General features: G+C 66.8%; 12 protein-coding genes, 3 tRNA genes and 1 pseudogene. 9 read left to right on the forward strand and 7 right to left on the reverse strand.

Going from position 1 to position 14,660, the window contains the following annotated elements:
* Positions 1–22: 22 nt before the first annotated feature.
* On the forward strand, positions 23–637 hold the full coding sequence (locus AC1DF3_RS10870) for a YqhA family protein (protein ID WP_478139635.1): 615 nt from the start codon (positions 23–25) through the stop codon (positions 635–637).
* 15 nt (positions 638–652) lie between these two features.
* On the opposite strand, the gene fumC is transcribed toward AC1DF3_RS10870, so the two are convergent.
* Complete coding sequence (gene fumC / locus AC1DF3_RS10875; RefSeq protein ID WP_301812344.1) at positions 653–2,050, reverse strand: class II fumarate hydratase; 1,398 nt, start codon at positions 2,048–2,050, stop codon at positions 653–655.
* Positions 2,051–2,511: 461 nt separating this feature from the next.
* On the opposite strand from fumC, the gene proV reads away from it, so the two are divergent.
* From proV to AC1DF3_RS10905, 6 genes and pseudogenes are all read left to right on the forward strand, one after another.
* Positions 2,512–3,759 carry a glycine betaine/L-proline ABC transporter ATP-binding protein ProV gene (gene proV / locus AC1DF3_RS10880; RefSeq protein ID WP_478139636.1) on the forward strand — a complete coding sequence of 416 codons (1,248 nt, stop codon included), beginning with the start codon at positions 2,512–2,514 and terminating at the stop codon, positions 3,757–3,759.
* Between the two features lie 19 nt (positions 3,760–3,778).
* Positions 3,779–4,885, forward strand: a pseudogene (gene proW / locus AC1DF3_RS10885) (glycine betaine/L-proline ABC transporter permease ProW); the annotation flags it as partial.
* 57 nt (positions 4,886–4,942) lie between these two features.
* Positions 4,943–5,920 carry a glycine betaine/L-proline ABC transporter substrate-binding protein ProX gene (gene proX / locus AC1DF3_RS10890; RefSeq protein WP_478139686.1) on the forward strand — a complete coding sequence of 326 codons (978 nt, stop codon included), beginning with the start codon at positions 4,943–4,945 and terminating at the stop codon, positions 5,918–5,920.
* 68 nt (positions 5,921–5,988) lie between these two features.
* The gene (locus tag AC1DF3_RS10895) at positions 5,989–7,539 is read left to right on the forward strand and encodes a fumarate hydratase (protein ID WP_286522458.1); all 1,551 of its coding nucleotides are present in this window, start codon (positions 5,989–5,991) and stop codon (positions 7,537–7,539) included.
* Entirely contained in the window at positions 7,536–8,348 is an 813-nt protein-coding gene (murI, locus tag AC1DF3_RS10900) for a glutamate racemase (protein WP_478139637.1), read from the forward strand. The genes AC1DF3_RS10895 and murI overlap by 4 nt, the downstream gene beginning before the upstream one ends.
* On the forward strand, positions 8,348–9,118 hold the full coding sequence (locus AC1DF3_RS10905; protein WP_478139638.1) for a PA3715 family protein: 771 nt from the start codon (positions 8,348–8,350) through the stop codon (positions 9,116–9,118). Before murI ends, AC1DF3_RS10905 begins: the two co-directional genes overlap by 1 nt.
* 3 nt (positions 9,119–9,121) lie before the next feature.
* On the opposite strand, the gene AC1DF3_RS10910 is transcribed toward AC1DF3_RS10905, so the two are convergent.
* The 4 genes from AC1DF3_RS10910 to AC1DF3_RS10925 all read right to left on the reverse strand — a co-directional run bounded on the left by AC1DF3_RS10910 (position 9,122) and on the right by AC1DF3_RS10925 (position 11,404).
* Positions 9,122–10,420 (reverse strand): MFS transporter, encoded by a 1,299-nt coding sequence (locus AC1DF3_RS10910; protein WP_478139639.1) that lies wholly within the window; start codon positions 10,418–10,420, stop codon positions 9,122–9,124.
* 76 nt (positions 10,421–10,496) lie between these two features.
* Positions 10,497–11,129, reverse strand: a complete 633-nt coding sequence (locus AC1DF3_RS10915; RefSeq protein ID WP_286504213.1) for a DUF6806 family protein — start codon at positions 11,127–11,129, stop codon at positions 10,497–10,499.
* 22 nt (positions 11,130–11,151) lie between these two features.
* Positions 11,152–11,244: transfer RNA gene (locus AC1DF3_RS10920), tRNA-Leu, on the reverse strand.
* 86 nt (positions 11,245–11,330) lie between these two features.
* Positions 11,331–11,404: transfer RNA gene (locus AC1DF3_RS10925), tRNA-Cys, on the reverse strand.
* A 493-nt stretch (positions 11,405–11,897) separates the two neighbouring features.
* Here AC1DF3_RS10925 and AC1DF3_RS10930 point away from each other — a divergent pair.
* Both AC1DF3_RS10930 and AC1DF3_RS10935 read left to right on the forward strand, forming a co-directional pair.
* Entirely contained in the window at positions 11,898–12,194 is a 297-nt protein-coding gene (locus AC1DF3_RS10930) for a hypothetical protein (RefSeq protein ID WP_286531628.1), read from the forward strand.
* A 98-nt stretch (positions 12,195–12,292) separates the two neighbouring features.
* Positions 12,293–13,570 (forward strand): MFS transporter, encoded by a 1,278-nt coding sequence (locus AC1DF3_RS10935; RefSeq protein ID WP_478139640.1) that lies wholly within the window; start codon positions 12,293–12,295, stop codon positions 13,568–13,570.
* Positions 13,571–13,612: 42 nt separating this feature from the next.
* Here AC1DF3_RS10935 and AC1DF3_RS10940 read toward each other — a convergent pair whose 3' ends face one another.
* On the reverse strand, positions 13,613–14,341 hold the full coding sequence (locus AC1DF3_RS10940) for a Crp/Fnr family transcriptional regulator (RefSeq protein WP_478139641.1): 729 nt from the start codon (positions 14,339–14,341) through the stop codon (positions 13,613–13,615).
* A 228-nt stretch (positions 14,342–14,569) separates the two neighbouring features.
* A tRNA-Gly gene (locus tag AC1DF3_RS10945) sits at positions 14,570–14,645 on the reverse strand.
* Positions 14,646–14,660 lie beyond the last annotated feature (15 nt).

The raw sequence follows: 14,660 nt of genomic DNA on the forward strand, positions 1-14,660 counted from the left end.
GCAAGTTCGCCGAAACCTTTCGATGTCAAACGACGATCCTCTCCTTCCCCGGACCGGCAAGGTCTCGCCGCTGCGGCCGCTCCCCAACCTGATCTTCGCCAGCCGTTGGCTGCAGCTGCCGCTGTACCTCGGCCTGATCGTGGCGCAGGCCGTCTACGTGATGCATTTCCTGGTCGAGCTGACCCACCTGGTCGAGGCCGCGTTCGGCAGCAAGGATGCGCTGGAGGCGCTGGTCACCAGCATCGGCTACAAGACCACCGCGCCGGTGACCTCGCTCAACGAGACCGTGATCATGCTGGTGGTGCTGGCGCTGATCGACGTCGTCATGATCTCCAACCTGCTGATCATGGTGATCGTCGGCGGCTACGAGACCTTCGTGAGCCGCATGAACCTCGAAGGCCATCGCGACCAGCCCGAATGGCTGAGCCACGTCAACGCCTCGGTGCTGAAGGTCAAGCTGGCGACCGCGATCATCGGCATCAGCTCGATCCACCTGCTCAAGACCTTCATCAACGCCGACAACTACACCGACCGGGTGCTGATCGCGCAGACCGCGATCCACATCACCTTCCTGCTGTCGGCGATGGCGATCGCGGCGACCGACCGGCTGATGGCCCGCGCGCCCGCCGACCATTGACGCGGGCGGGGCCGTTCAGCGCCCCGTCATGTTCTCGGGCACTACCCACTGGTCGAACTGCTCGGCCGTCAGGTGCCCCGAGGCGATCGCCGCCTCGCGCAGGCTGCTGCCTTCCTTGTGCGCCTTCTTGGCGATGAAGGCCGCCTTGTCGTAGCCGATGTGGGTGTTGAGCGCCGTCACCAGCATCAGCGAACGCTGCACCAGCTCGGTGATGCGCTCGCGGTTGGGCTCGATGCCGACCGCGCAGTGGTCGTTGAAGCTCACCATGCCGTCGGCCAGCAGCCGCACGCTCTGCAGGAAGTTGTGCGCCACCATCGGGCGGAAGACGTTGAGCTCGAAGTTGCCCGAGGCGCCGCCGATGTTGATCGCGACGTCGTTGCCGAACACCTGCGCCGCCAGCATCGTGACGGCCTCGCTCTGGGTCGGATTGACCTTGCCAGGCATGATCGATGAACCCGGCTCGTTCTCGGGAATGCTCAACTCGCCGATGCCGCTGCGCGGCCCGCTGGCGAGCCAGCGCACGTCGTTGGCGATCTTCATCATGCTGGCCGCCAGGGTCTTGAGCGCGCCGTGCGCATGGACCAGCGCATCCACAGAGGCCATGGCCTCGAACTTGTTCGGCGCCGTGACGAACGGCAGCCCGGTGAGCTTCGCGAGTTCGGCCGCCACCTGCTCCGCATAGCCCTTGGGGGCGTTGAGGCCGGTGCCGACCGCGGTGCCGCCGAGCGCCAGTTCGCACAGGTGCGGCAGCGACGCCCGCACATGGGCCTCGCCGTGGGCCAGCTGGGCCGCATAGCCCGAGAACTCCTGGCCCAAGGTCAGCGGCGTCGCGTCCTGCAGATGGGTGCGGCCGATCTTGACGATGTCGGCGAAGTCCTTCGACTTCTGCTCGAGCGTGCCGCGCAGCTTGGCGATCGCCGGCAGCAGCCGGTGCGTGATCGCCTCGACCGCCGCCACGTGCATCGCAGTCGGGAAGACGTCGTTGGACGACTGGCTGCGGTTGACGTCGTCGTTCGGGTGCACCCGCCGCCCTTCCCCGCGCTCGCCGCCGAGCAACTCGCTGGCCCGGTTGGCCAGCACCTCGTTGACGTTCATGTTGGTCTGGGTGCCGGAGCCGGTCTGCCAGACCACCAGCGGGAATTCGTCCGCATGCCGGTCGGCGATCACCTCGTCGGCGGCGGCGGCGATGGCCTGCGTCTTGGCCTCGTCCTGGAGGCCCAGCGCATGGTTCACGACGGCAGAGGCGCGCTTGACCTGCGCCAGGGCACGAATGATTTCCCGCGGCTGCCGTTCGCCGGAGATGTCGAAGTTTTGCAGCGAGCGCTGCGTCTGCGCGCCCCACAGCTTGTCGGCCGGGACTTCGATCGGGCCGAAAGTGTCGCGTTCGACACGGGTCTTGGGAGATGTCGTCATGGAGGGCTCCGGAGTTCGGATGGGAGGGTACGCCCGGCAGACCGGGATCTGCACCGAGTATCGTCGCAAACAAGAATGGGTCGCATTTGTCCGTGTCCGCCTTGACGACGTCATGCCGGAAAGTTATAATTCAGCCCCTCAGACGATCAACAAGTCATGTTGATCGCCCTGCACTACTCGCGGATCCCGAATCCCGTCGCGGTGCAGGTTCTCGCCGCCGGGCCCCCCGCCCGGCAAATCGGCCGGACCGTTCCGGCCCCACTGCCACGTCTCGCTCATCCAGTCAGCGCCCCTCGACCAGGCCCGCTGCCCTGCGAATGAAGCCTCCGGCGGGCACTGGTTTCGTCGCCAAGTCGTCTTCAGTGCCTGTCGGCAGCCCTCGGGGCTCGCCGGACTGCCGCATGCGCGTCCGCGCGACCCGATCGGCCGACGGCGTGGCCCGCACAAAAGGAGCCCGGCCCATGGCCAAAGGAATTCTGATCGACCACGTCTTCAAGGTCTTCGGCGACGCGCCGGAGCAGGCCCTGGACCTGGTCCGACAAGGTTTTTCGAAGAAAGAGATCCTGGCCCGCACCGGCCAGTCGATCGGCGTGTTCGACGCCACCTTCGAGATCCAGGCCGGCGAGATCTTCGTCATCATGGGCCTCTCGGGCTCCGGCAAGTCGACCCTGGTGCGCCTGCTCAACCGGCTGATCGAGCCGACCGCCGGGCGCATCGTGATCGACGGCGCCGACATCAACCAGCATTCGGATGCCAGGCTGCGGGCGCTGCGCCGCAAGGACATCAGCATGGTGTTCCAGTCCTTCGCGCTGATGCCGCACATGACGGTGCGCGAGAACACCGCCTTCGGACTGGAGCTGGCCGGCGCCGGCAGGAAGCAGCGGCTCGAGCAGGCCGACCAGGCGCTGGCCCAGGTGGGCCTGGCCGGCTGGGGCGACAGCTACCCCGACGAGCTCTCCGGCGGCATGCAGCAGCGCGTCGGACTGGCGCGCGCGCTGGCCGCCGATCCGTCGATCCTGCTGATGGACGAGGCCTTCTCGGCGCTCGACCCGATCATCCGCACCGAGATGCAGTCGGAACTGCTTCGGCTGCAGCAGCAGCAGCGCCGCACCATCGTCTTCATCTCGCACGACCTCGACGAGGCGATGCGCATCGGCGACCGCATCGCGATCATGAAGGACGGCCAGGTGATCCAGGTCGGCACGCCCGACGAGATCCTGCGCAGTCCGGCCGACGACTACGTGCGCAGCTTCGTGCGCGGCGTCGATGCCGCGGCGGTCTTCAAGGCCGCGGACATCGCCCGCCAGTCGCTCACCGCGGTCTGCGAGCACAGCGACCGGGGCGCCCGCGCCGCGCTGAAGATGCTCGAAGACCAGGACCGCGAATTCGCCTACGTCGTGAGCCCGGCCCGGCGCTACCTGGGCACGGTGTCGGCCGACACGCTGCGCGCGGCGCTCGACGGTCATTCGGGTCCGCTCGGCCTGCAGCGCGCGTTCCTGGACGGACTGGCGCCGATCGCCGCGGACGCTCCGGTGGCCGGTTTGTTCGGCCAGGTGGCGCAGGCGCCCTGCGCCGTTCCGGTGGTGGCCGGCGACGGCCGCTTCTGCGGCGCGATCAGCAAGACCACGCTGCTGAAGTTCCTCGACCGCGACACGCCGCCGATCGAGGCCGCGGCCTCGCGGCCGCCCGAAACCACTGAAGCGCACTGACTTTCCGAAGGACCTCCCGATGAACGACACCGCACTGCCTTCCGAACTGGCCAACTTGAACGATCCCGTGACCGCGCTGCCCCCGCCCGCGGTCAGCGACCCCTGGGCGGCCCTGTCCGCCACGCCCGACACGGCATCGGCCAGCGCCTGGCTGGACGCCCCGGCGGACACCGCCGGCCAACTGGCCGGATCGGCCGACCCCGCGGCGACCGGCTTCCAGCTGCACCGCCTCTTTGACGGCTCCCTGCCGGTCGAATCCTGGATCAACCAGGGGCTCGGCTGGGTGGTCGAGAACTTCCGCCCCTTCTTCCAGACCGTGCGGCTGCCGATCGATGGCACGCTGACACGGGTCGAGGGCCTGCTCAACGGCCTGCCCCCACTGGCCATGGTCGCGCTGATCGGCCTGCTGGCCTGGCAGTTCGCCGGCCGCAAGCTGGCCACCGGGACCACGGTGTCGCTGCTGCTCGTGGCGCTGCTGGGCATCTGGTCCGAAGCCATGGTCACGCTGTCGCTGGTGCTGACATCGCTGGTCTTCTGCCTGGCGGTCGGCCTGCCGCTGGGCGTGCTGCTGGCCAGCAGCGACCGGGCCCAACGCCTGATGCGGCCGCTGCTCGATGCGATGCAGACCACGCCGGCCTTCGTCTACCTGGTGCCGGTGGTGATGCTGTTCGGCATCGGCAACGTGCCGGGCGTGATCGTGACCATCATCTTCGCGCTGGCGCCGCTGGTGCGCCTCACCAACCTGGGCCTGCGCCAGGTGCGGCCCGACCTGGTCGAGGCCGCCCGCGCCTACGGCGCGTCGCCCTGGCAGATGCTGGTGAAGGTCAAACTGCCGCTGGCGATGCCCTCGATCATGGCGGGCATCAACCAGGCGCTGATGCTGTCGCTGTCGATGGTGGTGATCGCCTCGATGATCGCCGTCGGCGGCCTCGGCCAGATGGTGCTGCGCGGCATCGGCCGGCTCGACATGGGCCTGGCGACCGTGGGCGGCCTGGGCATCGTGCTGCTGGCGATCTCGCTCGACCGCCTGACGCAGGCCATGGGCCGCTCGCGCCGCAGCGCCGGGCGCCGCTGGTGGCACACCGGACCGGCCGGCCTCGCGCTGCGCCTGCTGCATCGCCTTGTGCGCCCGTCGCACAGCGGGCGCGAGCCCGCCGCCGCGCACGGCGTGCTGGCCACGGCCGTGCTCGGGCTCGGACTGGGCCTGGGCCTGGGTCTTTCCGTCCAGGCCGACGCGGCCGAGTTGCCGGGCAAGGGCGTCACCGTGCAGCCGCTCAAGAGCTCGCTCGCCGAAGAGGCGTTCCAGACGCTGCTGGTGTCGCGGGCGCTGGAGCGGCTCGGCTACGACGTGCAGCCGATGAAGGACCTCGAGCCGGCCACCGAGCACCTGGCGATCGCCAACGGCGATGCCACCTTCATGGCCAGCCACTGGAGCCTGCTGCATGCCGACTTCTACAAGAACAGCGGCGGCGACGCCAAGCTGTGGCGCCGCGGGGTCTACGCCGACGGCGCGGTCCAGGGCTACCTGATCGACAAGAAGACGGCCGAACAGTACGACATCACCAACATCGCGCAGTTGAAGGAGCCCGCGATCGCGAAGCTGTTCGACACCGACGGCGACGGCAAGGCCGACCTCACCGGCTGCAACCCGGGCTGGGGCTGCGAAGGGGCGATCGAGAACCACCTCACGGCCTACCGGCTGCGCGACAGCGTGACCCACAAGCAGGGCAGCTATGCCGCGCTGATGGCCGACACCATCGCCCGCTACAAGCAGGGCCGGCCGGTCCTCTACTACGCCTGGACCCCTTATTGGGTCAGCGCCGTGCTGCGGCCGGGCACCGACGTGGTCTGGCTGCAGGTGCCGTTCTCGTCGTCGCCCGCCGGTGATGCCGATACCGCGCTGGCCAACGGCAGGAACTACGGCTTCCAGGCCAACCAGGAGCAGATCGTTGCGAACCGGGCCTTCGTCGAGAAGAATCCGGCCGCCGGCAAGCTGTTCGAGGTCATGCAGTTGCCGATCGCCGACATCAACGCGCAGAACCTTCGCATGAGCCAAGGCGCCGGCTCGCAGCGCGACATCGAGCGCCACGTCGACGGGTGGATCCGGGTCCACCGGCAGCTGTTCGACGGCTGGATCGCGCAGGCGCTGGCCGCGAGCTAGGATCGGCGCGGGTTTTTTCGGGCTGAGATAATCGGGGGGCGTCCCCCACTCAAAGAATCTCCCCCACCATGACCACCATTCAGCAAGCCGACCTGATCGAGTCGGTTTCCGCCGCGCTGCAATACATCAGCTACTACCACCCGGCCGACTACATCGCCCACCTGGCCCGCGCCTACGAGCGCGAGCAGAGCCCGGCGGCCAAGGATGCGATGGCGCAGATCCTGACCAACAGCAAGATGAGCGCGACCGGCCACCGGCCGATCTGCCAGGACACCGGCATCGTGAACGTCTTCCTCAAGGTGGGCATGGACGTGCGCTGGGGCGGTTTCACGGGCAGCCTCGACGACGCCATCAACGAAGGCGTGCGCCGCGGCTACAACCACCCGGACAACACGCTGCGCGCCTCGGTCGTGGCCGACCCGCAGTTCGACCGCAAGAACACCAAGGACAACACGCCGGCCGTGATCTTCACCGAGATCGTGCCCGGCAACACGGTCGAGGTCACGGTCGCGGCCAAGGGCGGCGGCAGCGAAAACAAGAGCAAGCTCGCGATGCTCAACCCCGGCGACAGCATCGTCGACTGGGTGCTCAAGACCGTGCCCACGATGGGCGCCGGCTGGTGCCCGCCCGGCATGCTGGGCATCGGCATCGGCGGCACCGCCGAAAAGGCCGCGCTAATGGCCAAGCAAAGCCTGATGGACGACCTCGACATGCACGAGCTGCAGGCCAAGAAGGCCTCCGGCGCCGAGCTGACCAAGGTCGAGGCGCTGCGCATCGAGCTGTACGAGAAGGTCAACGCGCTGGGCATCGGCGCCCAGGGCCTGGGCGGCCTCGCGACCGTGCTCGACGTCAAGATCCAGATGTACCCGACGCATGCCGCCAGCAAGCCGGTGGCGATGATCCCGAATTGCGCCGCCACCCGCCACGCGCACTTCGTGCTCGACGGCTCGGGCCCGGTCTACCTCGAGGCACCCTCGCTCGACCTCTGGCCGAAGATCGACTGGGCGCCCGACTACAACAAGAGCAAGCGGGTCGACCTCGACAAGCTCACGCCGGCCGAGGTCGCGAGCTGGAAGCCCGGCGAGACCCTGCTGCTCAACGGCAAGATGCTGACCGGCCGCGACGCCGCCCACAAGCGCATCTCGGACATGCTCGCCAAGGGCGAGAAGCTGCCGGTGGACTTCACCAACCGCGTGATCTACTACGTCGGCCCGGTCGACCCGGTCGGCAACGAAGCCGTGGGCCCGGCCGGCCCGACCACCGCCACGCGCATGGACGGCTTCACCGAGATGATGCTGGCCCAGACGGGCCTGATCGCGATGATCGGCAAGGCCGAGCGCGGCCCGGTCGCGATCGAGGCCATCAAGAAGCACCAGAGCGCCTACCTGATGGCGGTGGGCGGCGCCGCCTACCTCGTGAGCAAGGCGATCAAGACCGCCCGTGTGGTCGGCTTCGCCGACCTCGGCATGGAAGCCATCTACGAGTTCGACGTCGTCGACATGCCGGTGACGGTGGCGGTCGACGCCGGCGGCACCAGCGCCCACATCACGGGCCCGGCCGAATGGCAGAAGCGCATCGCCAGCGGCGAGTTCAAGACCATCACGCTGGAAGCGGCTTGAGCCTGGCGCACGTCGACGGTTCCTCGCGCGCCGATGATCCGATCGGCGTGTTCGACAGCGGTGTCGGGGGCCTGAGCGTCCTCAACGCGCTGCGCGAGGCGTTGCCGCACGAGCGCTTCGTCTACTTCGCCGACACCGGGCATGCCCCCTACGGCGAGCGCGGCGACTCCTTCGTCGCAGAACGCAGCGACACGGTCGCCCGCCAGCTCATCGACGCGTATCGGATCAAGGCCCTGGTGGTCGCCTGCAACACCGCGACCGCGGCCGCCATCCACCGCCTGCGGGCCGGGCACCCGGCCCTGCCGATGGTCGGCGTCGAACCGGCATTGAAGCCTGCCGTGGCACTGAGCCGCACCGGGCGCATCGCGGTGCTGGCGACCCGGGTCACCGTCGAAAGCGGCAAGTTCCGGGCCCTGCATGACTCGCTGGCCGGACAGGCGACCTTCAGCATCGTGGCCTGCGACGGACTGGCCGGCGCGATCGAGCGCTCCGATGACGCCCGCATCTCGGCGCTCTGCGCGCAGTACCTGTCGGCCGCCGGGCGCTTCGGCAACGGCGCCGGCGAACTCGACACCCTGGTGCTGGGCTGCACCCACTACCCCTTCATCGCCGACGAACTGCGCCGCCACACGGGCGATGCGGTGCGCTTCATCGACACCGGCGCCCCCGTGGCGAAGCAGACCCGGCGGCTGCTCCAGCAGGCCGGCACCCTGCGCACCGAGGGCCGCGGCGAACTCCGGCTGCTTGGCAGCGGCGCCGCCGGGTCGCTGGACGCCGCCGCCGCCCGCTGGCTCACGGCGACCGCCTGATGCACCGCCTGCCCCGCATCCTGTTCGCCGCCTGGCTGCTGGCCGGCTCCGGCATCGCCGCCCACGCCGCCTGCGACACAGGGCTGGCCGAGCGCATGCACGCCAAGCTGCACCCCAAGCGCGCGCTCGACCACGAGCGCGCCGTGTGCGAGCCCTGGCGCGGCTTGCCGGGCCGTTTCATCGTCGTGCTGCCGCTCCCGCGCCCGTCGACCGAGCCGGGCACGACGCAGTTCGATCTCGACGTGCTGGTGGTGCAGCAAGCCGACAACGGCAACACCGAGCGCGCGAAGATCGTGAGCCGGCTGTTCGACGAAGACGTGCTGACCGAGGACGCCGTGCGCATCAGCGAGATCCGGGTCGACGGCGCCCGCTACGCGTTGGCGCCCGATGTTCGCGCCTTCGGCCTGCGCATCCTGCGCCAGGGCTCCTCGCGGGCCAATCCCTATTCGAACGAGAGCCTGGCGCTCTACGTGCCCCAGGGCCCGAAGCTCGCCAAGGTGCTCGACGGACTCGAACTCACGCTGGAACAAGGCGAGTGGGACACCAACTGCACCGGCAGCTTCGAGACCGTGCGCGGCAGCCTCTCCGTGGCCCGCAGCGGCACCGGCGGCTACGCCGACCTGGTGTTGCGCCAGGCGCGCTCCGAAAGCCGCTCGAGCCCGCTCGGCGACGAATGCGTGACCCAGGAGCAGCGGCAGACCTTCAAGTCGCGCCTGCTGCGCTACGACGGCACGCGCTACCGGCTGTCGAAGGGCGCCGCGGCCGACTGAGGCTCAGGCGCGCAGCGCCGCCTCTCGTCCGCGCCGCATGTCGATCGGCAGCAGCAGCAGCAGGCCGGCGACGAACAGCACCGTGGTCGAGAGGATCGCGATCCGCTGGTTGCCGCCGGTGGCCCAGGTGATCGCGCCGTAGCTCAACGGGCCGACGATGCTCGCCAGCCGGGTGGCGAAGGTCCAGAGACCGAAGAACTCGGCCAGCTGCCGCGGCGGCGCCAGGATGCCGGTCATGGCGCGCCCGGCCGACTGGCTGGACCCCATCGCCAGCCCGGCGATCGTGGCGGCCCACCAGAAGCCGCCCTTGGTGCTGACGGAGGCCGCGATCAGGCACACCGCGATCCAGGCCACCAGCGTGCCCGCGAGCGAACGCCGATGGCCGATCCGGTCCTGCAGGTAGCCGAAGCCGAAGGCGCCGAGCGCGGCTGCGATGTTGAGCACGAAGATCAGCACCATCGTCTCGCTGGGCACGAAGCCGATCACCTGCTCGGCGTAGATCGCCGCCAGCGTGATCGCCACCGCGACGCCGCCCTGGTAGCAGACGGTGCAGGCCAGCAGCCACATGAAGTCGCGGTAGGCGCGGGCCTCGCGGAAGGTGTCGCGCAGCTGCTGCCAGGCGCCCTGCTCGGCGCCGCGCTGCTGCGGCAGGGCCCGCTCGGGCAGCAGCGCGAAGGTGACGCAGGCGGCCGCGCCATACAGCGCGGCCGTGATCAACATCGTGACCGGCACGAAATGCGAGGCCGGCAGGCCCCGGGCCTGGGACCAGAGCACGTAGGCCAGGCACAGGCCGAGGGCCAGCATGCCGCCGAGGTAGCCGAAGCCCCAACCCCAGCCGCTCACCTTGCCCATGCCGTCGGCCGTGGCCAGTTCCGGCAGGAAGGCGCCGGTGAGCGACTCGCCGTAGGAATAGAAGGTGTTGGAGACGATCACCAGCGCCATCGCCAGCGCCACCGCGAAGGGCCCGGCCAGGCGCGGCGTCAGCGCCAGCGCCGCGGTGCCGGCCACGCAGGCGACGGTCACGATGACCAGCACCCGCTTCTTGGCCGCGCGCAGGTCGGCCCAGGCGCCGATCGCCGGCATCGTCAGCATCACGATCGCATAGGAGATGCTGAGCGCCACGGTCCAGGCGAAGGCCCCCCAGGGCGCGCCCTTGGCGATGCCGCCGACGAAATAGGCGGCGAACACGGCGGTGATGACCACCGTGGTGTAGCCCGAATTGGCGAAGTCGTACATCGCCCATCCGAACACCTCGCGCTTGCGCACGCCGGGCTGGAGGGCGGACTGGGGAAACAGGGCCAAGCGAGACTCCGCGAAACGATGGTCGCAGAGCATAGCGGACCGGCGTGGCCGGCCCGTGACCCGAGGCGCTAGTGGGCTAGTGCAGGTGCCGCGGACGGCGGCCGCCGCCGTGGCCGCCGCTGCCGGCGCCCCCGGTGCCGCCGCGCGGGCGCTTGCCGATCTCGAGCGAATTGACCAGCGCGTCGAAGCGCTCGCCGAAGAGCTTGTCGATCTCGGCCACCACGCCGCCGAGTTCGGCACCGTCGAAGTGGCGCTCCATGAGGTTCACCACGTCTTCGACCAGCAGGTCGCGCTGCACCTGCATGATCGCGGCCGGGTTCGGGCCGACGAACAGCATCAGGAAGTCGTCGCGCGACTCTTCGTCGGGATCGCCCTCTTCCTCGTCGAAGTCGGTGTCGTAGAAGGTGACCTCGAGCGCGGCGCCCTGCTCGGACAGCTCGTTGAGCGCCATGCACATCTCGTCGAGCGCCTGGCGGAAGTCTTCGTCGCCGGCCACGGTCCAGCAGATCTGGAGCATGTGCTCCTTCTGCTCGAAGCGGATGCCCGGTTCTTCTTCGTAGACGCTGGTGGCGCCATCGGCCAGCGACTTGGCGCCGGCGTACTTCCAGAGCGGCGCGAGCGCTTCCTGGATCTGCTCGAAGCTCACGTCGGAACGCAGCGGCACGTCGCCGTGCACATGGATTTCGAACGGAGCGTTGTAGCGAGGCATGTCTTGCTCCCTTGTAGTGTGGTGGTGCCCGGAACCGGGGTCGAACCGGTATGCCCCTTATTCAGGAAGCGGCGGATTTTAAGTCCGATGTGTCTACCAATTTCACCATCCGGGCTTCCGGTCGAACGACGACGATACCGCAAACGAACACAGCCCCGGCAACGTGGGTTGGCGGGGCTGCACTTTGGGTACCGATGTCGGTGGAGGCGCGACCCGGAGTCGAACCGGGCTAGACGGATTTGCAATCCGTTGCATAACCGCTTTGCTATCGCGCCACGCTTTTTTCCAGTCTTGCCGCTCTGAACGCGTCGAACGCGCCGAAGCCGCGAGGGGCCAGCTTTTCGTGAGTCCAGCCTGCGAACCTGCCGCAGGGCTTTTTCTCCCGGAAAGCCTACGATTCTACAACACGCCAGACCCGCCTCGGGGACACATCTTGGCGAAACGGCTCCGGCCGCCGGAAGAGCCATGGCTCGTCGCCGCCATCAGGTCGCGCACGAGGTGATGTACGAGGCACCGGCGGAGTGTCGGGGTCGGGGGAGGCGAGCACCCGCCAGATTCAACGACTCGATCACGCCGATGAAGTCGGGAATACCCTTTAATTCAATTGGAAAAATTATTCCTTGATTTAAATCAAGAATTTCTGGTCGGGAAAATTCAGCAGCCCGTAAAGATCAAATGAATGGTTAGCATGACATCCGGGTCGTTGAAAAACCCGGAGCAGCGATCTGTCACAACCATTCATCCGGCGGCCTACATCAAGGAGTCAATATGCCTGTTCTTTTCACCCGCATCGGAATCCCCCATCCCGGCCAGCAAACGGAAGCCCTGAAATTCGCCAAAGCCCGCAAGGAAGCAGTCAACAAGCTCTACTCCCTGAATGCAGAAGTCTACGTCCGCTTTGGCGGCCCGGTGGGCCAGATCGTCATGGTGGAGAGCTTCGAAAGCCTGGCGGAAGTCGAAAAAATGAAGACCGCGGCGATCCGGGATTCCATCGACAACAAGATCCCGATGGCTCCGCCGGGCGTTTTTCAGACCGTTGAAGAGCACGCCTGGATGACAGTTTGACGCGATGCGATAGACAACCAGAACACTCGGTATTTTTTCGGCAGCTCGATCTTTTTTGAGCTGCCGATTTTTTACCAACAGGCAGAAGGGAGGCAAGAATGAAATCGAACAAGTCGAGGTGGCACGGCGTATTCACCCTATTTGCGATCGTCATCATCGCTTACATCGACAGAATCAATATTTCCATTCTCATCGCCGACAGGGACTTTCTTTCGCACATGGGGATCGTGGCCTCCGATCGCGCAGCCCAGGGTCTCCTGGCGACCGCTTTCATGATCGGCTATGGTTCGGCAGCATTCTTCCTCACGCCGTTCTGCGAGGCCTTGTTCGGCGTGCGACGCAGCCTGATCTACGGCCTCCTGCTCTGGGGATCCGTCACTCTGGCAACGCCATTTTTCGACAGCTACGGCGCCCTCCTGCTGTCGCGGGTCTTCCTGGGGCTCAGTGAAGGACCCTTGTTCGCCTTGGCATCGTCATACATCAAGTCGTACTACGACGCCCAGGAAAACGGAAAACCGAACGCCATCCTGAACACAGGCACCGGCATTGGCCTGGCACTCGGCTATCCATTGATCAGCGCGCTGGTGGTCGGCATCCACTGGCAAGCCTCGTTCGTGGTGCTCGGCCTGGTCAACATCCTCATCGGCGTTCCCCTGGTATTGGCATTCATCCGCATGCCGGTCGCGCCGGATGGGGCGCCGGCCAAGCCCACTTTCACCCAGGCCTGCGCGAAGGTGCCCACCATGATCCATGGCGCGCTCCAGACCCGCAACATCCTGTTGATGGCCGCGATCGCCACCATGACGCTGGCCTATCTGTGGGGGAGCGGCAGCTGGCTGCCCTCCTACCTCAAGGAGGCGCGCGGGTTCTCGTTCAGCGAGATGGGACCGCTGGCATCCTTGCCGCAGTGGGCATCGGTCGTCTCGATCCTGCTGAGCGGCGTGTTGCTGGATCGCATCGAGCGGCGCAACGTGCCATTGCTGTTCAGCGCATCGGCGCTGCTGGTGGCGCTCTCGATCTATCTCGCCATCAACGCCGAGGACAGACTCGTGGCGGTCGGCTTTCTTACCGCGGCCAATTTCTTCTGGGGCCTGAGCTACCCCGGCGTCCTGGCGCTGATCCAGTACTTTTCCAAGCCCGAGTACACCGCAAGCTCCTGCGGCGTGGCCCTGGGCTGCGCAGGCCTGGTTTCGGGCCTGATGCCGCTCTTGATGGGATGGGCCATCGCCCTGGCGTCCGAAGGCGGCGACGCCAAGGCCGGATTCTTCGTCGGGTTCGCGCTATTGATCGGGACGCAAGTCGTGATCGTTGCGTGCAGCACGGTCATCTGGCTGCGCGAGCGCACGTTCTTCCAGGCAGCGGCCATCCGGGCTTGACGGGCCGAACGGGTCGACCGCTACACCCAAGCACGAGCCGCCTCACAGCAGTTTGTGCTTGCGCTTGCCAGCGGCGCCCTTCATGTTTTCGCTCGAACCATATTGGCAGAGCCGATCCACGCTGAAGATCGTGATCCTGCTGCCATCGAGTTCGATCAATCCCTGGCTGCAGAACTGCCGAAAGTACCGAGACAGTGTTTCGGGCTTCAAGTTCAGCTGTGCGGCCATCAGGTGTTTGTGCAAGAACAATTGCACGTTCCGGGTCTCGATGCTGCGCGGCGGGATGAGACGCAACAGATAGGTCGCCAATCTCGCGGCAGGCGGCTGCAAAAGGAAGTCGTCAATGTCATCCACCATCAGATGCAGGCGGTAGGCCAGATTGGCCAGCATGCGCATGGCCAGTCGGCCATCGGATTGCAAAAGCTCGGTCACGACATCTTTGGGGACAAAGACGAGGCCTGAGTCCTCCACCGCGATGCCGGTGGTGTAGTGCGCCAATTCCTGCAGCATGGTGGCGTCGCCAAAGCTGTTTCCCATGCCGGCAATCTGGATCGGCTTCTCGAGGCCTTGGCTCGAAAACAGGGACAACCGGATGCGACCATAGGACACCAGATAGAACCCATCGCAAACGTCGCCCTTGCGATAGACGATGTCTCGCTTCAAGACGCGCATCACGCGCGCCGCCTTCGCGATCTTCTCGACCAGCGGGGCATCCAGGCCTTGAAAAAGCGGCAGATTCTCGATGAGACCGATGGTGTGCGCGAGCTTCATCGCCGGATACTCCTGTGAAGAGGCGAAGCTACGTAAAACACCTCGCACTATCCATAGGAACAGTCTCGATTTCGCGAAGAAGCATCCGTTGGAGACGCTTCGTGCCGTGGCGGTGGGGAGACAGAGCCGTGGCCGCCTCGGGCTGGCGGCACACAAATGAAAAAAGAGGCCGAAGCCTCTTTTTTTGTTGACTCATGGCGCGCAGTGCATGCACCATGAAACTTGAATTGGAGCGGGAAAAGAGTCTCGAACTCTCGACCTCAACCTTGGCAAGGTTGCGCTCTACCAACTGAGCTATTCCCGCGTTTCGAGCCTTGAA

The sequence above is a fragment of the Variovorax sp. 10N432 genome (genome assembly GCF_056394465.1).

Bases quoted from the DNA above. Each gene is read 5' to 3' on its own strand.
- fumC (WP_301812344.1), bottom strand. From the start codon at position 2,050: ATGACGACATCTCCCAAGACCCGTGTCGAACGCGACACTTTCGGCCCG.
- AC1DF3_RS10905 (WP_478139638.1), top strand. From the start codon at position 8,348: ATGCACCGCCTGCCCCGCATCCTGTTCGCCGCCTGGCTGCTGGCCGGC.
- proV (WP_478139636.1), top strand. From the start codon at position 2,512: ATGGCCAAAGGAATTCTGATCGACCACGTCTTCAAGGTCTTCGGCGAC.
- AC1DF3_RS10895 (WP_286522458.1), top strand. From the start codon at position 5,989: ATGACCACCATTCAGCAAGCCGACCTGATCGAGTCGGTTTCCGCCGCG.
- AC1DF3_RS10870 (WP_478139635.1), top strand. From the start codon at position 23: ATGTCAAACGACGATCCTCTCCTTCCCCGGACCGGCAAGGTCTCGCCG.
- AC1DF3_RS10940 (WP_478139641.1), bottom strand. From the start codon at position 14,341: ATGAAGCTCGCGCACACCATCGGTCTCATCGAGAATCTGCCGCTTTTT.
- AC1DF3_RS10935 (WP_478139640.1), top strand. From the start codon at position 12,293: ATGAAATCGAACAAGTCGAGGTGGCACGGCGTATTCACCCTATTTGCG.
- AC1DF3_RS10930 (WP_286531628.1), top strand. From the start codon at position 11,898: ATGCCTGTTCTTTTCACCCGCATCGGAATCCCCCATCCCGGCCAGCAA.
- AC1DF3_RS10915 (WP_286504213.1), bottom strand. From the start codon at position 11,129: ATGCCTCGCTACAACGCTCCGTTCGAAATCCATGTGCACGGCGACGTG.